Consider the following 21,349-nt stretch of genomic DNA (forward strand, 5'->3'; position numbering starts at 1 on the left):
GCGGGGCGCTGGGGCGCCCCGGCTCGGAGGGGGTAGGGGGTAGGGGGTAGGGGGCGTTTTAGGCGAGGGCTGTGGGGAGGGGGGTGGAGGGGAGGTTGTGGGCCTCGGCGACGGGGGCGTTGGTGAGGTGGCCCTGGTGGGTGTTGAGGCCGAGGGCGAGGGCGTGGTCGTTGGTGAGGGCCTTGTGCCAGCCCTGGTTCGCCAGGGCGACGGCGTAGGGGAGGGTGACGTTGGTGAGGGCGTAGGTGGAGGTGTTGGGGACGGCGCCGGGCATGTTGGCCACGCAGTAGAAGATGGCGTTGTGGACCGGGTAAGTGGGGTCCGCGTGCGTGGTGGGGCGCGAGTCCTCGAAGCAGCCACCCTGGTCGATGGCGATGTCGACGAGCACGGAACCGGGCTTCATCTGCGCGACGAGCGCGTTGCTGATGAGCTTGGGGGCCTTGGCGCCGGGGACGAGGACCGCGCCGATGACGAGGTCGGCTTCCTTGGCGGCCCGCTCGATGGCGTAGCGGTTCGAGGCGACGGTGCGGACGCGGCCGTTGAACTGCGCGTCGATCTGGCGCAGGCGGTCCACATTGGTGTCCAGCACCTCGACGTACGCGCCCATGCCGAGCGCGATGGTGGCCGCGTTGACACCCGCGACGCCGCCGCCGATCACCACGACCTTCGCCGGGACCACGCCGGGCACGCCGCCGGGCAGCACACCCCGGCCGCCGGAGGGCTTCATCAGCGAGTACGCGCCGACCTGCGGGGCCAGCCGACCGGCCACCTCGGACATCGGGGCGAGCAGCGGCAGCGCGCCGTTGGCGGTCTGCACGGTCTCGTAGGCGATCGCGGTGGTGCCCGCCGCCAGCAGCGCCTTGGTCAGCGCCTCGTCGGCGGCCAGGTGCAGGTAGGTGAACAGGGTCTGCCCGGCGCGCAGCCGCGGGTACTCGACCGCGATCGGCTCCTTCACCTTGAGCACCAGCTCGCCCTCGGCCCACACGTCGTCCGCGGTGGCCAGCACCTTCGCGCCCGCGGCGAGGTACTCCTCGTCGGTGATCGCGGAACCGAGGCCCGCGCCCGCCTCGACGAACACGTCGTGGCCGCGGGAGGTCAGCTCGTGCGCCCCGGCAGGCGTCAACGCCACGCGGTACTCGTGGTTCTTGATCTCACGGGGAACGGCGATCTTCACCGGTGCTGTCCTCTCGAGTCACTAGACCATCTGGGGTGTCGTGTACCACGGTCGTGCAGCGCTGAGCGGCTGTCATCGTCCTGCGGCACCGAGAGTAACCGGGTCGGATTGTGCTCGCAGCACAGTCACCGACGACGTACCCCGCCCGGTCGGGTCAGCTCCAGCGGAGGGCGATGAGTTGGGTGAGCAGTGCCAGTCGGGTGTCCGGGTCACCCAGGTCGGCGTCCACCGCGGCGGTGATCCGGGACATCCGGTATCGCAGTGTGTTCGGGTGGATGGTCAACGCCGCCGCGGCCGCGCGCGGGTCTCCCGGGTGCCGCAGCCACTCGTAGAGGGTGTCCAGGTACCAGTCGGCGTCGTCGCGTGACCGCAACCGGGCCAGCGGACCCACATGGGCGACCCCCGCCCCGGTGGACGCGACTGCGGTGCGGTGCAGCACCAGCACCTGCCACACCTCGTCGTGCACCGCCAGCGGGCCGTCGACCAGTCCGACCCGCAGCAGGCTCAACGCCTCGTCCGCCTCCGCGCGCGACCGGGCCAACTCGGTGACCCCGGCGGGCGCGCCTGCGGCGGCGAGGGGGCCCGCCTCCGCCAACGCCCCGCGCAGCGCGGGCCAACCACCCGCGCCCGGCCGGTCCGGCACGATCACGTAGAGCACCCCGTGCAGGTCGGCCACCGCCGGTCTCCTGCCGACGCCCCCGGTGAGCTTTTCCAGCAGCGCCAACCGGATCCCCTCGTCGGACTGCGCGTCGATCGCCACCACCCGGTGCTGGTCGTCGCCCAGGTCCAACTCGGCCGCCACCAACCGGACGCTGCCCGTGCCCTCCAGCACCGACCGCACCAGCTCCGCCGACCGCCGCCGGTCGCTGTCCTCGCGGGCCCGCCGCCGCAGCAGGTGCAGCGCCACCACCGGTGCCGCGTCGGCGAACGCGGCCGCCCGCTCGTCCGACACCGGCCCGGCCACCACCGCCCACATCGACCCGAGCAGTTCGCCGCCCATCCGCACCGGCACGATCAGCCGCGGCAGCGTGCCGTCCTGCTGCGCGGGCACGAAGATCGCCGTCCGGCCGCGGCTGAGCTCCCGGAACACCCCGCGCGAGCGGAACCGGGCCAGCACGTCGTCCGGCACCCGCCGCCCCATGATCGTCGACACCCGCGCCGGGTCGGTCCGGTCCTGCCGCGCCGAGTACGCCAGCACCCGCGAGTTCGCGTCCTCGATCGTCACCGGCGCGTCCACCACCGCCGCCGCCGCGTCCGCCAACCGGAACAGGTCCCCGAACGGCCCCGCGTCCACCGCCTCATCCGCCGCCGAGTCCAACACCGACCTGAGCAACCACACCAACTGCGCCCACGCCGTCGCCGAATGCACCTCCACCACGGCGGTCCGACACCGCTGCGCCGCCCCCCGCACCGCGCTCCGGGCCGCGTGCGGAGCCTTCAACAACACCGCCGCCGCCCCGTTCTCCCCAGCGTGCTTCACCAACTCGACGGCATCCTGGGTGGAGGCGACGGCCACCCCCAACACCAGATCCCCCGTCCCCACCCCCGTCCGCTTCACCGCCTCCGCGATAACAACATCGGTGACGGCGGGCGCGGGGTCGAGAACAGTGTGGACAGTGCGCAACAACGTGGGCCCCATCCGGTCCACCACACCCTGCACAGTGATCATCCCCGCACCTCCTGCACCGCACGGTAGCCCTCACCAGCCCGCCGCCGAAACTTCGCGTTCGCCCCTCGGGAGTTCTTACCCGATCAGCGTGGCAACAGTGGTCAATCGGTCGGCGGCGCGGGCCGAGGGAATACGGGCCGCGTGGTCGTACGCGCTCTCCAGGGTTGCCTTGGCGGCATCCAGCGCGCCCGTGCGGGCGTAGGATTCGGCGAGCCACGAGAGGTACAGCGCGACTTCGCGGGCGTGTTCTCGCGGGTACGTGGCGATCGCCGCGGAAAGCAGGGGCGCGGCCTGGTCCGGCGCCCCCAACTCGATCAAACAGCGTCCGGCCATCACGTCGATTTCAGCCCTGTTGAGCCAATAGACCCACTCGGGTTCCGTGACACCGGGGGAGCGCTGTTCGTACGCGTCGTCCACCGCGTCCAGAGCGCGGTGCGTCGCCACCCGGTCCTCGACCTTGGCGCTCGCCCACGCCACCCGCTCCAGCAACAACGCACGAACGAGAGGCGACGGTTGTCCAGCACCGGCAACCGCTGTCCGGGCCAACAGGAGCGCATCACGCGGATCACCGACGTTGGCGATCTGATAACTGAGCGAGGAGAACAGTTGTGCCGCAAGCGGGGCGTCGCCCCCTTCCGACGCAGCCGACACCCCACCGACGTAATGGCGTTGTGCTTCCGCGTGCCTACCCGCGTCCGACGCCACCCACCCGGCAAGCTGCGCCAATTCCCCGACCGCGGTGAGCAACCTCCGCCCGACCGATTCGACGTACGAGCCGTCCCGCACCAACGATCCGGCTTCGGTGAGCTCTTGTCGGATCGCGGGCAACAACTCGCCGCTGCTCACCACATCGTCAAGATGTCTCAACTCGACCACACGAGCCGCTAGCTCGTCTGCCACAGAAACCCCCAACCGCCGACCCGAACAGCGCTGCACGGCGACCGGAGAATCCGCCACCAGCCACTCATGAGCCCGACGAACGGGGTCGCTCCCAATCGGAACGCCAAGCACCTGCTCATAGGCATCGACGACACTGGAGGGAGGTCGCCGCTTCCCGGTCTCGATCAGGCTCAGATAGGCCGGACTGTAGTGGATGCGTTGCGCCATTCGCGTGAGGCTGACTCCTGGTTCCGCAGCCGCACGAGCCGCTCTGAGAGCGTCGCCCAGTTCAGACACGCCTGCTCCTGTTGTCAACAGCTGTAAACGCTTCCGCAAGCAGAAACGCGGGCCTAGCCGGTAGGAACTGGGTAGGTCGCCCAGTCCTGAGCGCCCTGGGGCCGCAGGTTGACCGCCTATTGACCCGTCGGGAGGTGTACATGATAACAACGAAATCGGGTGAGGTGCGCACCACGAAACAGAACCTGTTCCTTGAACCGCGGTCGGTGATCTTGCAACCGGAAACACTGTGCAACCTGGATTGCGGGTACTGCTGCCTGCCATTTCGACATGAGCGAAACACCATGTCGCTGTAGATTCGGGCGCCGCGGAGGGTGAGCAGGCCGCGGATGTTGCGGAGCCTTGATTCGGTCAGGTCGCAACCGGTGGCCGTGGTGGCGTCGAATTCGGTTTCGGTCAATTCGCAGTCGTCGAAGACGATGTTGGGCAGGTCGCCGGTGAGGACGCTTTCCCGGAATGACGGTGAAGCGCAGGCCGATCGCTTGTGAGCGGAGGATCTCCGTCCGGCGGACGACCTCCGCCGAGATGGCCGCGTTGGAGAGGGTGACGTTGTCGCACCGCACGTTCGAGAGTTGGACCGGGCCGAGTCGAGATCCTGAAAGGTCGACGTCGGAGATCAGCACGGCCGAGAGCGATCCTTCGCCTGTGATACCCGACTGGTCGCCGTGCGCCAGTCGGGTATCACGGTAGGTGAACTCCCCGTGGAAGTTGGGCGATTCGTCGGCAAGGTCCTCGATGGCTGCGCGCCGGATCGTCTTACCCGTGGCGGACAGGAACTCCATGCCGACAAGATAGCGGACGGGTGGCGACCTGAATCTATTCCATTGTGGACAGATCCGCTGTGGACAATCAGCGTGCGCCCAGGGTTGCCAGCCAGGTGAGGCCCGCGACGGCGGTCATTCCGGCGGCGTTGGGGTGGATGGGGGCGGCGGGGTTTGCCGGGCGGAGGGGTTCGACCCAGCGGCGGTCGGCTGGTTGGCAGGCGTCGTGGGTGATGGAGAACAGGTAGGGGTTGACGAAGTGGGCGCCCGCGGCTCGGGCGCGGGTGCCCAGCATCTGGTTGAGGGCCCGTTCGGTGCGGTCGAAGTAGGCCGTGTCGCCCGCGGCGAAGGGGACTTGGGGCCAGCAACCGGTGGACGGGGGCAAGATCCGCAGGTAGCCGACCAGGATGATGGTCGCTCGCGGGGATCGCGAGTGGATGGTGGCGAGGGTCCTGTCGATCGCGGGCGCGAGGCGGTTGACGCGGTCGGCGAGGGTGTCGTCGCCGTTGACGACGTAGTGGTCGCGGCAGGGGGTGCCGGTGGGGTCGGTGGCGCCGAGGGTGCCGCAGGTCGTCAGGATCTCGCCGAAGGAGATGTCGTTGCCGCCGATGGTGAGGGTGACCAGGTCGGTGTCGGGGCGCAGGGCGTCGAACTGGGCGGGGTTGGTGCCGTTGCCGGTCGGCTGCGGGGTGGTCATCTGCGGCACGGTCGCCCCGCCGCAACTCATGTCGGTGAAGTGCGCGACGCGGAGCCAGCGGGCGAGGTCGCCGGGGTAGTTCGCCGACGAGCGGCCGCAGCCGGGTGGGGTGCCGTTCTGGGTGGGGATGCCGGGGCCGGACGCGTACGAGTCGCCGAGGGCCACGTAGTGGTGGAAGTGGTCGGTGTCCACCGGGGTCGCCACCGGGGTCGCCGAGGTCGGGGTGAGCAGCAACGACAGGGCTAGAGCGGCTGCGCGCATGGGCCGATCCTCACCCGTGTGAGTGGAATGAGCAACCGTTCGGATATTCCTAGAGTGTGGACGGTGTGCCCGTGATCCGGTCGGCGGACTAGCTTGCTCCATACGGCTGTCAGCATCATCCCGAGGAGACCGAACGATGACCGACTCCGCCTGGTCGTTCGAGACCAAGCAGGTCCACGCGGGTGCCGCCCCGGACAGCGCCACCGGCGCGCGGGCCACCCCGATCTACCAGACCACCTCGTACGTCTTCCGCGACAGCCAGCACGGCGCAGACCTGTTCGCGCTGGTCGAGCCGGGCAACATCTACACCCGGATCATGAACCCCACCCAGGACGTGCTGGAGCAGCGCGTCGCGGCCCTCGAGGGCGGTGTCGCCGGGCTGGCGTTCGCGTCCGGGTCGGCGGCGACGACGGCGGCGATCCTGAACGTGGCCGAGGCGGGCGACCACATCGTGTCCAGCCCGTCACTCTACGGCGGCACCTACAACCTCTTCCACTACACGCTGCCCAAGCTCGGCGTCGAGGTCTCCTTCGTGCAGGACCAGGACGACCTGGAGCAGTGGCGGGCGGCGGCGCGGCCGAACACGAAGGCGTTCTTCGCCGAGACCCTGGCGAACCCGGGCAGCAACGTCCTCGACGTGCGCGGTGTCGCGGACACGGCGCACGAGGTCGGCGTCCCGCTGATCGTGGACAACACCGTGCCCACCCCGTACCTGCTGCGCCCGATCGAGCACGGCGCGGACGTCGTCGTGCACTCGGCCACCAAGTACCTGGGTGGCCACGGCACCACCATCGCCGGTGTCCTGGTCGACGCGGGCACGTTCGACTTCGGCAAGGACCCGGAGCGCTTCCCCGGTTTCACCAAGCCCGACCCGAGCTACCACGGCCTGAAGTACTGGGAGGCCCTCGGCCCCGGCGCGTACGCCGCGAAGGCCCGCATCCAGGGTCTGCGCGACACCGGTGCGGCGATCTCGCCGTTCAACGCGTTCCTGATCATCCAGGGCATCGAGACGCTGTCGCTGCGGTTGGAGCGGCACGTGGCCAACGCGCAGGCCATCGCGGAGTGGCTGGAGCAGCGCGACGAGGTGGAGAAGGTGTACTACGCCGGTCTCCCGTCGAGCCCGCACTACGCCAACGCGCAGAAGTACCTGCCGCGCGGCGCGGGCGCGATCGTGTCGTTCGACCTGCGCGGCGGCGTCGAGGCCGGCCGCAAGTTCGTCGACGGCACCGAGCTGTTCAGCCAGTTGGTCAACATCGGTGACGTGCGCAGCCTCATCGTCCACCCGGCGAGCACCACGCACAGCCAGCTCGTCGAGGAGGAGCAGCTCGCCTCCGGTGTCACCCCCGGCCTGGTGCGGCTGTCCGTCGGCATCGAGAACGTCGAGGACCTCAAGGCCGACCTGGAGGCGGGCTTCCGGGCGGCCAAGGCCGACCTGTGAGCGACGCCCCCCTTCCCGCCACCGGTGCGTGGCGGGAGGGGGACCCGCCGGGCCGTCGCCAGTGGGTCCCACTGGCGGGCCCGGTGCCCGGGGCGCGGATCGCGTACGAGACGTGGGGGACGCTGGACGCGGACCGGTCCAACGCGGTCCTGGTCGAACACGCCCTGACCGGCGACAGCCACGCCGCAGGCCCGGCGGCCGAAGGGCACCCGACGCCGGGCTGGTGGGACGGCGTGATCGGCCCCGGCCGCGCGGTCGACACCAACCGGTACTTCGTGGTGTGCCCCAACGTCCTCGGCGGCTGCCAGGGCACAACCGGCCCGGCGAGCAAGGACCCCGACGGCCGCGCCTGGGGCAGCCGCTTCCCCGCCGTGGGAATCCGCGAGCAGGTCTCGGCCGAGGTCGCGTTGGCGGACGCCCTCGGCATCGACCGCTGGGCGGCGGTTCTCGGTGGGTCGATGGGCGGCATGCGCGCCCTGGAATGGGCCGTCGCCACCCCCGACCGGGTCGCCACCCTCCTCCTCCTGGCCTGCCCCGCGTCGGCGTCGGCCGAACAAATCGCCTGGGCCGCCCCCCAACTGCACGCGATCCGCGCCGACCCCCGCTGGCAGGGCGGCGACTACCACGACACCACCGAGGGTCCTTGGGACGGCCTGGGCATCGCCCGCCGAATCGCCCAGGTCACCTACCGAACCGAACCGGAACTGGCCACCCGCTTCGGCCGCGCCAGCCAACCCGACGGCCGCTACACCATCGAGTCCTATTTGGACTACCACGCGGGCAAACTCGCCCGCCGCTTCGACGCGGCCAGCTACCTGCTGCTCACCGAAGCCATGAACGGCCACGACATCGGCGCGGGCCGGGGCGGCGTGGAACCGGCATTGGCGCGGGTGACCGCGCGCACGGTGGTGGCCGGAGTGGACAGTGACCGGCTCTACCCGCTATCACAGCAACAAGTCCTCGCCGAGGGGATCAGCACAACCGAAGGCGGCCTACGCGTCATCACCTCCCCCTCCGGCCACGACGGTTTCCTGACCGAGACGACACAACTATCGGCTCTCCTGAAGGAGCTGCTGTAGGCCCCAGGACTTCGGTGCTCCACTTCGGAGGTGCGGACGTGGATTGTCAACTTGCCGCCACTGCCTGCCAACGCAGCCACTGCAAGACCCAATCGCCTGTCTTGTCACCGGTGGTCCCATAAAGCCGGGTCGGTTCCAGCGGCGCGTATACCGTGATCCGCGTCCCGTCCGGTAGTTCCGCGTGGGCTTGGGCCTGTGGGTCGTCGTCGCTGTAGTGCAGGATCAGCGACGCGGGACTGAGGGTGTCGAGCCAAGCGAGCAACCGAGCACAACTCGCCTGCTGTTCCACCGCCGACACGTAAACCTCGACGCGCCCAGGCCCGCCCTTGCCCGTCAGCACGCCCACCGCGCCAACGGACAGATCCGGATTCCGAGCCAAGTGCTCCCGCACGGCTGACACCGCTCGATCAAGCGACGTCCACGCGGCCGCGCCGGTCGGCTCCAGAGTGGTGGTCATACCGTCCTTCCTTCACGATCTTTGTCTGGTCGGGGTGCTGCTCACGATCCACATGCCGAGGCGGATCCGACAGCGACAAATAGGCGCCAATGTGGCGCATTGATGCCGCACGGGTAGGCTTGAACAGCTCCAATGTCCGCTCGAACGTCGCCGAAACAGGGCGCGGAGGTCACTCGATGGTGGGACAACGGCCCCGGCGCGCTGGCCTTGCACGAGTGCACAAAGCCGCCGGATTCACTCAGGAATCGCTCGCCCACGCAATCGGTGTTGACCGGGCGACGGTGGTGCGGTGGGAAGCGGGTGAGCGGACGCCGCTGCCGCAAAAGCGGCTTGGGCTGGCGAACCTGTTGAACGTCACGATGGCACGACTGGACGAGTTGCTGAATGTTCCCACGACGACCGAACGCGGTATGCCTGTTGAGCTGGTGGCGGCGGATATCGTGGGGTCGGTCATGGCGTTGGGAGGTGCGGACGTGGATCGGCGGGCGTTTTTCGGGCTGTCTGCTTCGGCTGTGGTGGCTGCGGCATTTGACCGAGGGGATCCAGAGGCGATCACGCGGCGGGTGGGTCGGGTGGGGGGAGTGCGGGTCGGTGCGGGGGAGGTGACCGCGATCCGGGCGATGACGAAAGCGTTGGGGGACACCGCCGCTGAGCTGGGTGGGGCGCATGCGCGGCAGTTGACGGTGCGGTATCTGGTCGATGAGGTTCGTCCGTGGTTGGACGGTACCTACAGCGAAACGACCGGGCGTGAACTTTTCGTCGCCACTGCGGAATTGGTGCACTTGGCGGGTTGGATGGCGCGGGACGCCGGTGAGCACGGTGTGGCCCAACGGTATTACTTGCACAGCCACGGTCTCGCGGCGGACGCGGGCAATCATGAACTCGCCGCCACCGCCCTTCGCGGGTTGGCCGACCAGGCACTCGACCTGGGCCACACGGCGACCGCGTTGTCCCTGGCCGACGCCGCCGACCGCACCGGGGGCCACGTCGCCGAACCGAAAGCCAGGGCCTACTACGCCACCACCCACGCGCGCGCCGCTGCCGCCGACAATGACGCCGCCACGGCCCGCTCCCGATTGTCCGTGGCGCACACCGCGATCGGCCACGCGGTCGGGGAACCGGGAGCGACCTGGGCTTCCCACTACAGCCCGAGCCGCTGGGCGCACGAAACCGCGTCGGTCCACGCGCGCTTGGGCGATTTCACCGCCGCCGAGGAACACCTCGACCTCGCACTGACCCTCGGCATCGACCGGCGGCGCACCCAGGCCATGGTCCTCGCCGACCTCGGCCTGCTGCGCCTGCGCAAGGGCGACACCGACGGAGCACTGCACAGTTGGACCCAGTTCGCCCACTACGCCGAGGGCGTGCACTCGACCCGCGTGGACACCAGCGCCCGCGACATCACCATCCGACTGCGAACCATTCCCGGCAACACCGCCGCCACCCTGCGCGACGCCCTACACACACGCGTTCATCGGTGACGTTTTCACGGACGACTCGGGGACAGTCGCCCTTGCCTGTTTCCGCTCCGGCGGCTACGCAGGCGCCCGCCCTCCCGGGGGCCGGGGGCCCATTCCTGAATCTATCGCACGCGGCGGCTTGTCAAGGGCCGGCGACCGGATCTGTGGATGGTTCCGACAGTTGTGGATAGCCGCACGACGTCGAGCCGTTGTGGGACAAGGGGAGTGTTCAGTCAGCAGGCGCCGATAGCCCGAGCTTCAGTCGTCGGGGGTCCAGCCGATCGGGTGCTTGTCTGATCCGCGTTGGGGCGCCACGCAGGGGCCCGCCCACCCGGGGGCCGGGGGCCCATTCCTGACGGTAGCGCGAACCGGGACCTGTCAAGAAGGGGAACGACGTGACTGTGGACAACCTGGTGCACTGTGGATAACTCGGCAAGGCACAGCGCCTCTGGTCCCAGCTCGCCGCCGTATCGTCTTCGCGCCGGACGGCTTGACCGCGGGCCTGCGCGACCAAGGCTCTGACACCTAGGCAAACGCGGGTCAGGGTTCGCGGATCCAGGTGGGGACGGGGAGGCCGCGGTTCACGCATTCGTCGGAGAGGCGGAGGGTCCAGCGGAGGGCTTGGACCATCAGGGTGGCCATCTCGTCCGGGGCGGCGTTGGTCAGGGCTATCTCGATCTGGGCTTTGGCGGCGTCGGTGTCGCCGTGGACCTGGGCGAGGAGGGTTCGGACGGCTGTCCGGACGGGAGGGTCGGCCTCGTCGATGGGGACCTCGTGGCCGTCGTCGTCGTAGACCTGCATTTTGACCGGGGTGGTGCCGCCGGAGCCGAGGGCGGCGACCATGGCGCTGCACTCGTGGAACAGCAGGAGCATGAGTTCCCTGGCGTCGACGTGGCTGTCGGGGGCGGAGCGGACGGCGGCGGCGACCCGGTCGAGGGCGCCGTCGTCTTCCCCGGCGCGCATGGCGGCGAGCGCGCCCGCGGCCGCCTCGGTGAGGCGGCGGGTGCGGTCACTGGGGTCGTCCACGTCCCTCATCCTGCAACAGCGGGCCGCCGCGCGGGGAGATCAGCGGCGGCCGATTCGCTCAGTTGGCGGTGGGCCGGGTGGGGGCGGTGATGTCGGCGGCGGGGCCGGGGGCGCCGAACGCCAGTCCTTCCGCGGTGCGTACGCCCTGGTCGGCCCACCAGCGGGCCTCGGCGTGGTCGCGGACCCCCAGCACGCCGACGGCGGCTCCGGCGAATGTGATCGACTCCACCATGCGCTGGGTGGCCCGGACCGGGATCGCGTCGCGGGGCATCCAGTCCGGGCGCCAGCCCTCGAACGGGTCGTCGAGGACGACGGTGCGGACGCCGAAGCGCTCCACCAGGGACACCTCGCGCGGGCCGCCGGTGAAGCCGTGCAGGGCGGTGGCGACGCCGATGTCACCGAGGGTGCGCAGGTTGTCCTGAGCGTCGCCGCGGCCCACGAGCACGCTCTGGGTGTCCAGGCCGACTTCCAGCGAGCCGGGCGGGACGCAGGCCCGGTCGAGCAGTTTGGTGACGGTGCCGACCAGGTCCGTGTCGGCGGTCTGCAGTGGTGAGAGCAGGACGCGCTGCGCGGGTTCGCCGTCGGTCACCGGCTCGAACAGCGACCGCCAGCGCGGCAGGTGTTCGGCGCTCTGCTCCAGCAGCCACGGTCCCAACGGCACGGACAGCCCGGTCAGTTCCGCGAGCCGGGTGGCGGCGTCGACGTCGTCGCGGTCGGTGGGCAGGTGCACCAGCGCCCTGACCCGCACCGGCGCCAGGTCGGAGAGCCGCACGACCGGCTGGTAGGCGACCCGGAGCTCGCCGTTCTCCCAGGCCGCGGGCAGTTCGGTGGCGAGGGTGCCGACCCGCCGCGCCTCCCGGTCGGCGTGCGTGTCGAACTCGGCCCACTGGCGCCTGCCCAGCGACTTGGCGTACCGGAGGGCGGCGTCGGCGGCGCGGAACAGCTCCGGGCCCGAGCAGTCCGACGGTGTGCACCGGGCGACGCCGGTGCTGGTGCTGACCGCCAGCCCGATCCGGCCGTCGCCGTAGTCCGGTTCGGTCAGTTCCGCGTCCAGCCTGGCGACCATCGCCGCGACCGGTGGCGCCGCGCCGTCGTGCGCGACCAGCACCGCGAACTCGTCGCCGCCGACGCGCGCCACCAGCGCGTTCGACCCGGCGAACGCCGAGGTCAGCCGGTTGGCCACGGTGCGCAGCACCCGGTCGCCGGTCGCGTGCCCGTAGGTCGTGTTGACCAGGGCGAACGCGTCGAGGTCGAGGCAGAGCACGGTGAGCGCGCCGTCCGCCGGGGTCTGCGCGTGCAGCGACTCCAGCCGCGAGGTGAAGTGCACCCGGTTCGCCAGGCCGGTCAGCGCGTCGTGCAGGCTCTGGTGGCTGAGCTGGTTGCCCAGCAGTTGCAGCTCACTGAGGTCCTGCACCATGGTCACCCGGTAGCGGGCGACGCCGTTGTCGTCGCGCAGCATCGACGTGCTCAGGTACACCCACGCGGTGTCCCCGTTGGCCCGCACGACCCGCCGCCGGTCGGCCTCGCCGACCACCAGCGGCGGCTCGTCGTCGTCGGCGATGAAGTCGGCCAGCGTGCGGTCCCGCAGGTCCTCGCTCGGCCTGCCCAGGATGGTCGACAGCGCCGGGTTGGTCTCCACGAACGTGCCGTCCAGTTCGGTGATCGCGATGCCGACGGCGGACGCGGTGAACACCTCGCGGAACCGGCTCTCGGTGGCCCGGCGGTCCCGTTCGGCGCGCTGTTTGGCGGTCAGCAGCGCCAGCTTCATGTTCTCCTGCTGGGCGAGCGTCCGCCTGCGCAGCGCGGCCGCGTACCCGGCGGCGACGGCGGCCAACAACCTGGCGACCGGTCGCACTTGATGTCCGGCACCGGCCAGGCCGTCGGCGAGCACGTCGAGTGACCCGTCCAGGGTCGCCTCGCCGGTGAAGGCGCCCTCCACCATCAGCTCGCCGACCCGCTGCCCGGCCGCTGTGTCGACCGGCTCGGTGGCCAGCGCGTCGACCAGCCGGTCGAGCAGCGACTCGAGGACCGCCCGCACCTCGGTCGACCGCCTGGGCACGTAGGCGGTGGCGGCCACCACCCGCAGCCAGGCGCGGACCAGCGACGGCCGGTCGGGTTGGTCGCCTTCCTGGGCGGGTTGGGCGTCAGACATCGGTCATCCGGCTCGTCGACCGGTTCAGCGCTTGCGGCCGACGCCGGCGTAGATGCCCGCGCGGTCCGGGTCGTCGCCGTCGTCGAAGCCCGCGTCCGGGTGCCACCGCGCCGTCGACACGACCCCCGGCTCGACCAGGTCGAACCCGGCGAACAGGGCGGTGATCTCGGCGTGCGAGCGGGGGTACATCGGGTCCCGGCTGGACTTCATCACCTCGACCACCCGGTCCATCTCGGCGGGCATCAGGTCCCTGGTGAACTGCGAGAAGGCCAGCCAACTGCCCGGGACGACGGCGTCGCGGTACTCGGCGACGATGCGGGCGGGGTCCTTCGCGGGGGCGACGAAGTGGAACACCCCGGCCATCAGCAGCCCGACCGGCTGGTCGAAGTCGAGCAGTTCCCGGGTCTGCGGCGCGGTCAGGATGTCGTGCGGGCGGGTCAGGTCGGCCTGCACGATGGTGGCCAGCGGGTTGTCGGCCAGCATCATCGTGCTGTGCGCGTAGGCGACCTCCTCGTAGTCGACGTACACCACGCGCGAGGTGGGGTCGGCCGACTGGGCGATCTCGTGCACGTTGCCCACGGTGGGGATGCCGGAGCCGAGGTCGAGGAACTGGCGGACACCGTGCTCGATCATGAACAGCACCGACCGGCGCAGGAACGAGCGGTTGTGCCGGGCGATCTCCCTGCCGTTGGGCTGGGCCTTGATGAACCGCTCGGCCAGCTCGCGGTCGTGCGCGAAGTTGTGCGCCCCGCCGAGCAGGTAGTCGTAGAGCCTCGCCGCGCTCGGCCGGTCGAGGTCGATGCCGTCGGGCACCCACGTGGTCACGTCATCCGGCCTGCTGATGCCCAGCTCCTGGCCACCGGCCCGGTCCATTTCCGGCACGCTCACCCGTCGCCCCACCCGTCCGATCGTTCGGTCTCGCTCGGTGACCGGAAGGTTACTCACCCGCCGGGCGCGGCGGACAGGTGCCGAAGGGCGCGGCAGGTCGGGACGTTGGCCACCGTGACCGGTGCCCGTTCGGGCAAACCGGCGTCGCGGCCAATTCAGTTCGGCGAGTGCACCAGTGCGGCCAACGCCATGCCGGTGAGCAGATCGGCCATCTGGGCCCGGTCCAGGTGCCTGCTGTGCGGGGTGGAGTTGATCAGCCCGAACACCGCGTGCGCCGCGGCGCGGGCGGTCGGCTCGCCCAGGTCGGGCACCGCCGCCCGGATCGCCTCCACCCACAGCTCGACGTAGCGCCGCTGCAGGCCGCGCACCTTGCGCCGGTCCGGGTCGGTCAGGTTGCCCAGGTTGCGCTCCTGGACGGTGATCAGCGCCGGGTTGTCCAGGGCGAAGTCGACCTGGAAGCGGACCAGTTCCAGCAGCGTGTCCCTGGCCGCCCGGTCCAGGCCGGTCCTGGCCTGGCCGCCGTCGAGCAGCACCTCGCTGATGGAGGTCAGCATCTCGCCGAGCATGGCGTCCTTGGACCGGAAGTGCCGGTAGAGGGCGGGACCGGAGATGCCGACGGCCGACCCGATGTCGTCGATGCCCACCCCGTGGAACCCGTGTCTCGCGAACAGCTCCGCCGCGGCCGCGAGGATCTGGTCCCGTCTGCTCGGCTTCTCGGTGACGGGGTCCGCTGCTGGTGACACGAACCCCATCGTATGGCAGGGGGTGTAGGGGCGGCGGCGGCCACGTTGTCCAGCGGTGCGACGGCTCGCCAAGCCGGGGAACGATGCCGGGTGGGGAAGAGGGGGCGGGTGGTGGGAGGGGTTGACACAGGGGTTGGGGACAGCGAACCGCCAAAGGTTCAACTTGTGGTAAGCGGGAATAAGTTACCGGACAGTTCCGTGTTGTGTTGGTGGCTGGTAGTGATGACGGTGTCGGGAATCCCTCCTGCTCCGGAGGCTTGCAATGCGTGTCCCCAAGTCCCTGCTCGTGGCCGCCACGGCCGCGTTATCCCTCCTCGGCCTCGCCGCCCCCGCCTCCGCCGCCACCGGCAAGTACGTCGCCCTCGGCGACTCGTACTCCTCCGGTGTCGGCGCGGGCAGCTACGGCAGCAGCGGTAGCTGCAAGCGCAGCGCCAACGCGTACCCCCAGCTCTGGGCCAACTCGCACGCCCCGTCCGGGTTCACCTTCGTCGCCTGCTCCGGCGCGGTGACCTCGGACGTGCTCAACGGCCAGGTCGGCTCCGTCACCGCGGACACCGCCCTGGTCACCATCTCCATCGGCGGCAACGACGCCGGGTTCGCCAGTGTGATGACCAACTGCAACATCGACTCGGACGCCGACTGCGTCAGCCAGAACCAGAACGCGCAGAACTTCGCCCGCACCACCCTGCCGGGCAGGCTCGACAACGTGTACCGCGCGATCCGGTCCAAGGCGCCCAACGCGCGAGTGGTCGTGCTCGGCTATCCGCACATCTACCAGCTCAACGGGTCCTGCGTGATCGGTCTGAGCGAGACCAAGCGCGCCGCGATCAACCAGTCGTCGGACGTGCTGGCCTCGGTCACCGCGGGCCGGGCGGCCGCGGCGGGCTTCACCTTCGTCGACGGCCGCTCCGCGTTCTCCGGCCACGAGATCTGCGCCTCCGGTGCCCGCTGGCTCAACAGCGTCACCTGGCCGGTCGACGAGTCCTACCACCCCAACGCCGCGGGCCAGAGCGGCGGCTACTTCACCGCGCTGCGCTCGGTCACCGGCTGACACCGCGTCGCCCCACCCGGGCCGCCTCCCGTTCGCGGGGGCGGCCCGGTCGCGTTCGGCGGGCGGGCCGCGGCCGCCGGGGTGACCATGGGGTCGGAGTGGACCGCGGCTGTTAGTGAGCGCTAACATCGTGGTCGGTGTTAACGGTGGCTAACAGCGCGAGGAGCGGGATGGACGCGCCAACGCTCGGCACGGCGGTTGACCCCGCCGACGAGGCGTTCCAGCGGAACGCCAAAGAACACGGCGAGCTCGTGCACGACCTGCGGGAACGGCTGGGGCAGGCGGCGCTGGGCGGCCCGGAGAAGGCCCGCGCCCGGCATGTGAGCCGCGGCAAGCTGCTCCCGCGCGACCGGGTCGACTCGCTGCTCGACCCAGGGTCCCCGTTCCTGGAGCTGTCCCCGCTCGCCGCCACGGACCTCTACGACGGCGACGCCCCCGCCGCCGGGATCATCACCGGCGTCGGACGGGTGTCCGGCCGCGAGGTCGTCGTGGTCGCCAACGACGCCACGGTCAAGGGCGGCACGTACTACCCGATGACCGTCAAGAAGCACCTGCGCGCGCAAGAGGTGGCCGTGCAGAACCGGCTGCCCTGCGTCTACCTGGTGGACTCCGGCGGCGCGTTCCTGCCCAAGCAGGACGACGTGTTCCCGGACCGCGACCACTTCGGCCGGATCTTCTTCAACCAGGCCACCATGTCCGCGCAGGGCATCCCGCAGATCGCCGCCGTGCTCGGGTCCTGCACCGCGGGCGGCGCGTACGTCCCGGCGATGAGCGACGAGGCTGTCATCGTGCGCAACCAGGGCACGATCTTCCTCGGCGGCCCGCCGCTGGTGAAGGCCGCCACCGGCGAGGTCGTCAGCGCCGAGGACCTCGGCGGCGGCGACGTGCACTCCCGCACCTCCGGGGTCACCGACCACCTGGCCGACGACGACGCGCACGCGTTGCGGATCGTCCGGTCGATCATCAGCACCCTCGGGCCCAGGGCGGACCGGCCGTGGGAGGTCGCCCCGGTCGAGGCACCCGCCGTCGACCCGTCGACCCTCTACGGCGCCGTGCCGACCGACTCCCGCACCCCCTACGACGTGCGCGAGGTCATCGCCAGGGTCGTGGACGGCAGCCGGTTCCGCGAGTTCAAGAAGGAGTACGGGTCGACGCTGGTCACCGGGTTCGCCCGGATCCACGGCCACCCGGTCGGCGTCGTCGCCAACAACGGCGTGCTGTTCGCCGAGTCGGCGATGAAGGGCGCGCACTTCATCGAACTGTGCGACCAGCGCAGCATCCCCCTGCTCTACCTGCAGAACATCACCGGGTTCATGGTCGGCCGGGACTACGAGGCGGGCGGCATCGCCAAGCACGGCGCCAAGATGGTCACCGCCACCGCCTGCGCCAGGGTGCCCAAGTTCACCGTCGTCATCGGCGGCTCGTTCGGCGCGGGCAACTACTCGATGTGCGGGCGGGCCTACTCGCCCCGGTTCCTGTGGATGTGGCCGAACGCGCGGATCAGCGTGATGGGCGGCGAGCAGGCCGCGTCCGTGTTGTCCACCGTGCGCCGCGACCAGATCGAGGGCGGTGGCGGGTCCTGGTCGGCGGACGAGGAAGAGGCGTTCAAGTCGCCCATCCGCGACCAGTACGAGGCCCAGGGCAACCCGTACTACTCCACCGCCCGGCTCTGGGACGACGGGGTCATCGACCCCGCCGACACCCGCCAGGTGCTCGGCCTCGCGTTGTCGGCCGCCGCCAACGCGCCCCTGGAACCTGTCCGCTACGGCGTCTTCCGGATGTGACCATGTTCGCCAGCGTTCTGATCGCCAACCGGGGCGAGATCGCCGTCCGGGTCATCCGCACCCTGCGTCGCCTCGGTGTCCGCTCGGTCGCCGTGTACAGCGACGCCGACGCGGGCGCCCGGCACGTGCGCGAGGCCGATGTCGCGGTGCGTATCGGTCCCGCCGCGGCTCGGGAGAGCTACCTCGCCATCGACAAGGTGGTCGCGGCCGCCGTCTCGACCGGGGCGGAGGCGGTGCACCCCGGGTACGGCTTCCTCGCCGAGAACGTCGGGTTCGCCCGCGCCTGCGCCGAGGCCGGGCTCGTGTTCATCGGTCCGCCGGTGTCGGCGATCGACGCGATGGGCGACAAGATCCGCGCGAAGCTGACCGTCAGCGCGGCGGGGGTCCCGGTCGTGCCCGGCCGCACCGCGCCGGGGATGACCGACGACGATCTCGTTGTGGCGGCCGGGGAAATCGGCTACCCGGTGCTGCTGAAACCGTCCGCGGGCGGTGGCGGCAAGGGGATGCGGTTGGTCGAGGAGCCTGATGGGCTGCGGTCGGCGATCGAGTCGGCGCGGCGGGAGGCCCGTGGCTCGTTCGGCGACGAGACCCTGCTGATCGAGCGGTTCGTGCTGCGGCCCCGGCACATCGAGATCCAGGTGCTGGCTGATTCGTTCGGCACCACGCTCCACCTCGGCGAGCGCGAGTGCAGCCTGCAGCGGCGGCACCAGAAGATCATCGAGGAGGCGCCGTCGCCGCTGCTGGACGCCGCCACCCGCGCGCGGATGGGCGCGGCGGCGGTCGACGCGGCCAAGGCGGTCGACTACACCGGCGCGGGAACGGTCGAGTTCATCGTGTCCGCCGACCGGCCGGATGAGTTCTTCTTCATGGAGATGAACACCCGGCTGCAGGTCGAGCACCCGGTCACCGAGGAGGTCACCGGACTGGACCTGGTCGAGCAGCAGCTCCTGGTCGCGGCCGGGGAACGGCTGGCGCTCGCGCAGTCCGATGTGGAGCTTCGCGGGCACGCGGTGGAAGCCAGGGTCTACGCGGAAGACCCGACCACCGGGTTCCTGCCGACCGGCGGCACGGTGCTGGCCGTTCGAACGTCCACAGCGGACTGGGCGCGGATCGACTCCGGGCTGCTGCCGGGGTCGGTGGTCGGTTCGGACTACGACCCGATGCTGGCCAAGGTGATCGCCCGGGGCGCGGACCGCGCCGAGGCGCTGGGGCGGCTGTCGTCGGCCCTGTCGGCCACCGCGGTCCTCGGGGTGGGCACGAACATCGCGTTCTTGCGGGCGTTGCTGGCCGACGAAGACGTGCGCGCCGGGCGGATGGACACGCAGCTCGTGGAACGCAGGCTCGACGAGCTGACCCGCGCGGAGCCGGTACCCGACGACGTGTTCGCCGCCGCCGCGTTGGACGAACTGCTGTCCCTGCAACCGTCCGGGGCGGTCGTCGACCCCTGGGACGTGCCGAACGGCTGGCGGATCGGTGCTGTCGCGCCGATCCCGTTCCGGTTGACCTGCGGCGACCGCGACGTGACCGTCCTGGTGCGGGGAACCCCCGCCGCGGCATCGGTCCAGGTCGACGACGGCCCGTGGGCGCCCGCCTCCGTCGTGCGCGGCGAGTCCCTGTCGGTCACCTTCGACGGCCGCAACACCCACTACGCCCGCGCCCTCGACGGCGAAACCCTGTGGCTGGCGGCCGGTGGCCACACCTGGGCGGTCACCGAATGGTCCACTTTGGAGGGATCTGCGGCCGCTGTGGACGGTGGCGGCCCGATCACCAGCCCGATGCCCGGCACCGTCCTGGTGGTCAAGGTCTCGGTCGGCGACGAGGTGGCCGCGGGCGCGCCCCTCCTCGTGGTCGAGGCGATGAAGATGGAGCACACCATCACCGCCAAGGTCGACGGTGTCGTCTCCGAGCTGACCGTGCAGGCGGGCCAACAGGTCGCGCTGAACCAAACCCTGGCCGTGGTGACCCCACCGGAGGACCGACCGTGATCGACCTGACTCTCCCCGAGGAGCACGAGGCCCTGCGCAAGACCGTGCAGGAGTTCGCCCGTGCGGAAGTCGCCCCCGTCATCGGGGACTTCTACGAGCGCGGCGAGTTCCCGTACCGGATCGTCGCCAAGATGGGCGCCATGGGCCTGTTCGGCCTCCCCATCGGCGAGGAGTACGGCGGCATGGGCGGCGACTACTTCGCCCTGTGCCTCGCGCTGGAGGAACTCGCCAGGGTCGACTCGTCGGTCGCGATCACCCTGGAGGCGGGCGTCTCCCTCGGCGCCATGCCCATCTACCGCTTCGGCACCGACGAGCAGAAGCAGCGCTGGCTCCCCGACCTCGCCGCGGGCACCCGCCTCGGCGCCTTCGGCCTCACCGAACCAGGCGGCGGCTCCGACGCGGGCGCCACGCGCACCGCCGCGAAGCTGGTCGACGGTGAGTGGGTCGTCAACGGCTCCAAGGCGTTCATCACCAACTCCGGCACGGACATCACCTCCCACGTCGCCGTCACCGCCGTCACCGGCCTCCGCGACGACGGCCGCAAGGAGATCTCCGCCGTCATCATCCCCGCGGGCACCAAGGGTTTCGCGGTGGCCAAGAAGTACTCCAAGGTCGGCTGGAACGCCTCCGACACCCACGAACTCTCCTTCGACGACGTCCACGTCCCCGAGGCCAACCTCCTCGGCACCCAGGGCCGCGGCTACGCCCAGTTCCTGTCCACCCTCGACGAAGGCCGCGTAGCCATCGCCGCCCTGGCCGTCGGCCTCGCCCAGGGCTGCGTCGACGAGTCCCTGAAGTACGTCGCCGAACGCGAGGCCTTCGGCCGCAAAATCGGTGAGTACCAGGCCATCCAGTTCAAAATCGCCGACATGGAAACCCGAGTCCACACGGCCAGACTGGCGTACTACGCGGCCGCCGCCAAAATGCTCCGCTCCCAACCCTTCAAACGCGAAGCCGCCATCGCCAAACTAGTCGCCTCCAACGCCGCCATGGACAACTCCCGCGAAGCCACCCAAATCTTCGGCGGCTACGGCTTCATGAACGACTTCCCCGTCGCCCGCTTCTACCGCGACGCCAAAATCCTCGAAATCGGCGAAGGCACCAGCGAAGTCCAACGCATCCTCATCGCCCGCGAACTAGGCCTCCACTAACCCCCTTTCCGCCGTCCTCAACCCACCTCACATCGACGAAGCCCCACTCCCACCCCGCGCACCTCAAACACCCCACCCCTCATCGACGAAGCGCCCCCACCCCACCCCACGCGCCCCAAAAAAGCCAGCCCTGATCGACGAAGCCCACCAACCGGCACCGCGCGCCTCGGGACCCGCCGACACCAACCGCCCGTTGTGGTGGAGTTGTTTTGTTTGGGGGGAGCGGTGGCCTAAGCCGGCTGGCGGGGAAGGCCACGCTTTCCAGTGGCCCCGCCTTTTTGCCTTACCCAGGCTGCCGCTAGGGGCCCTTGGTCTCAAGTGATCGGTGCGCCACCGTGTTTGACCAGTAGTTCGTTGAGTTTCTCGACGGGTTTGTGCCAGTCGAGGGTCTGGCGGG

At 70.5% G+C, this 21,349-nt stretch carries 17 protein-coding genes; 7 read left to right on the top strand and 10 right to left on the bottom strand.

What is annotated here, in order from left to right:
- Window positions 1-58 precede the first annotated feature (58 nt).
- The 5 genes from ald to H504_RS36825 all read right to left on the bottom strand — a co-directional run bounded on the left by ald (window position 59) and on the right by H504_RS36825 (window position 5,738).
- Window positions 59-1,174, bottom strand: coding sequence for an alanine dehydrogenase (ald, locus tag H504_RS0124805; RefSeq protein ID WP_026424988.1), 1,116 nt, complete (start codon window positions 1,172-1,174; stop codon window positions 59-61).
- Window positions 1,175-1,328: 154 nt separating this feature from the next.
- A complete protein-coding gene (locus H504_RS0124810) occupies window positions 1,329-2,843 on the bottom strand; it encodes a helix-turn-helix domain-containing protein (protein WP_026424989.1) in 1,515 nt (504 codons plus the stop codon).
- A 75-nt stretch (window positions 2,844-2,918) separates the two neighbouring features.
- Window positions 2,919-4,019, bottom strand: a complete 1,101-nt coding sequence (locus H504_RS0124815) for a helix-turn-helix domain-containing protein (protein WP_245614449.1) — start codon at window positions 4,017-4,019, stop codon at window positions 2,919-2,921.
- A 116-nt stretch (window positions 4,020-4,135) separates the two neighbouring features.
- Window positions 4,136-4,801 (bottom strand): hypothetical protein, encoded by a 666-nt coding sequence (locus H504_RS43320; RefSeq protein WP_245614450.1) that lies wholly within the window; start codon window positions 4,799-4,801, stop codon window positions 4,136-4,138.
- A gap of 67 nt (window positions 4,802-4,868) precedes the next feature.
- The gene (locus H504_RS36825; protein WP_051386234.1) at window positions 4,869-5,738 is read right to left on the bottom strand and encodes an SGNH/GDSL hydrolase family protein; all 870 of its coding nucleotides are present in this window, start codon (window positions 5,736-5,738) and stop codon (window positions 4,869-4,871) included.
- Window positions 5,739-5,874: 136 nt separating this feature from the next.
- On the opposite strand from H504_RS36825, the gene H504_RS0124825 reads away from it, so the two are divergent.
- On the top strand, window positions 5,875-7,176 hold the full coding sequence (locus H504_RS0124825) for a bifunctional o-acetylhomoserine/o-acetylserine sulfhydrylase (protein WP_026424991.1): 1,302 nt from the start codon (window positions 5,875-5,877) through the stop codon (window positions 7,174-7,176).
- Window positions 7,173-8,255: a homoserine O-acetyltransferase MetX gene (gene metX, locus H504_RS0124830; protein WP_026424992.1), complete on the top strand. Its 1,083-nt coding sequence runs from the start codon at window positions 7,173-7,175 to the stop codon at window positions 8,253-8,255. The genes H504_RS0124825 and metX overlap by 4 nt, the downstream gene beginning before the upstream one ends.
- A gap of 46 nt (window positions 8,256-8,301) precedes the next feature.
- Here metX and H504_RS0124835 read toward each other — a convergent pair whose 3' ends face one another.
- A complete protein-coding gene (locus H504_RS0124835; protein ID WP_026424993.1) occupies window positions 8,302-8,712 on the bottom strand; it encodes a hypothetical protein in 411 nt (136 codons plus the stop codon).
- Between the two features lie 176 nt (window positions 8,713-8,888).
- Here H504_RS0124835 and H504_RS0124845 point away from each other — a divergent pair, with 176 nt between their 5' ends.
- Window positions 8,889-10,193, top strand: coding sequence for a helix-turn-helix domain-containing protein (locus H504_RS0124845; RefSeq protein WP_084468167.1), 1,305 nt, complete (start codon window positions 8,889-8,891; stop codon window positions 10,191-10,193).
- 519 nt (window positions 10,194-10,712) lie between these two features.
- Here H504_RS0124845 and H504_RS0124850 read toward each other — a convergent pair.
- The 4 genes from H504_RS0124850 to H504_RS0124865 form a co-directional block, all read right to left on the bottom strand.
- A complete protein-coding gene (locus tag H504_RS0124850) occupies window positions 10,713-11,207 on the bottom strand; it encodes a hypothetical protein (RefSeq protein ID WP_026424994.1) in 495 nt (164 codons plus the stop codon).
- A gap of 49 nt (window positions 11,208-11,256) precedes the next feature.
- A complete protein-coding gene (locus H504_RS36830; protein ID WP_051386235.1) occupies window positions 11,257-13,350 on the bottom strand; it encodes a diguanylate cyclase domain-containing protein in 2,094 nt (697 codons plus the stop codon).
- Between the two features lie 24 nt (window positions 13,351-13,374).
- Window positions 13,375-14,223: an SAM-dependent methyltransferase gene (locus tag H504_RS0124860; protein ID WP_084468169.1), complete on the bottom strand. Its 849-nt coding sequence runs from the start codon at window positions 14,221-14,223 to the stop codon at window positions 13,375-13,377.
- Window positions 14,224-14,393: 170 nt separating this feature from the next.
- The gene (locus H504_RS0124865; RefSeq protein WP_035305955.1) at window positions 14,394-14,990 is read right to left on the bottom strand and encodes an SACE_7040 family transcriptional regulator; all 597 of its coding nucleotides are present in this window, start codon (window positions 14,988-14,990) and stop codon (window positions 14,394-14,396) included.
- Between the two features lie 253 nt (window positions 14,991-15,243).
- Here H504_RS0124865 and H504_RS0124870 point away from each other — a divergent pair, with 253 nt between their 5' ends.
- The 4 genes from H504_RS0124870 to H504_RS0124885 all read left to right on the top strand — a co-directional run bounded on the left by H504_RS0124870 (window position 15,244) and on the right by H504_RS0124885 (window position 20,952).
- Window positions 15,244-16,032, top strand: coding sequence for an SGNH/GDSL hydrolase family protein (locus H504_RS0124870; RefSeq protein WP_035305957.1), 789 nt, complete (start codon window positions 15,244-15,246; stop codon window positions 16,030-16,032).
- Between the two features lie 170 nt (window positions 16,033-16,202).
- Window positions 16,203-17,816, top strand: coding sequence for a carboxyl transferase domain-containing protein (locus H504_RS0124875; protein ID WP_026424998.1), 1,614 nt, complete (start codon window positions 16,203-16,205; stop codon window positions 17,814-17,816).
- A 2-nt stretch (window positions 17,817-17,818) separates the two neighbouring features.
- The gene (locus tag H504_RS0124880; RefSeq protein ID WP_026424999.1) at window positions 17,819-19,801 is read left to right on the top strand and encodes an acetyl-CoA carboxylase biotin carboxylase subunit; all 1,983 of its coding nucleotides are present in this window, start codon (window positions 17,819-17,821) and stop codon (window positions 19,799-19,801) included.
- Window positions 19,798-20,952 carry an acyl-CoA dehydrogenase family protein gene (locus tag H504_RS0124885; RefSeq protein ID WP_026425000.1) on the top strand — a complete coding sequence of 385 codons (1,155 nt, stop codon included), beginning with the start codon at window positions 19,798-19,800 and terminating at the stop codon, window positions 20,950-20,952. The genes H504_RS0124880 and H504_RS0124885 overlap by 4 nt, the downstream gene beginning before the upstream one ends.
- The last annotated feature ends 397 nt before the right edge of the window (window positions 20,953-21,349 follow it).

The organism is Actinokineospora inagensis DSM 44258, from assembly GCF_000482865.1.
Classification (GTDB): Bacteria; Actinomycetota; Actinomycetes; order Mycobacteriales; family Pseudonocardiaceae; genus Actinokineospora; species Actinokineospora inagensis.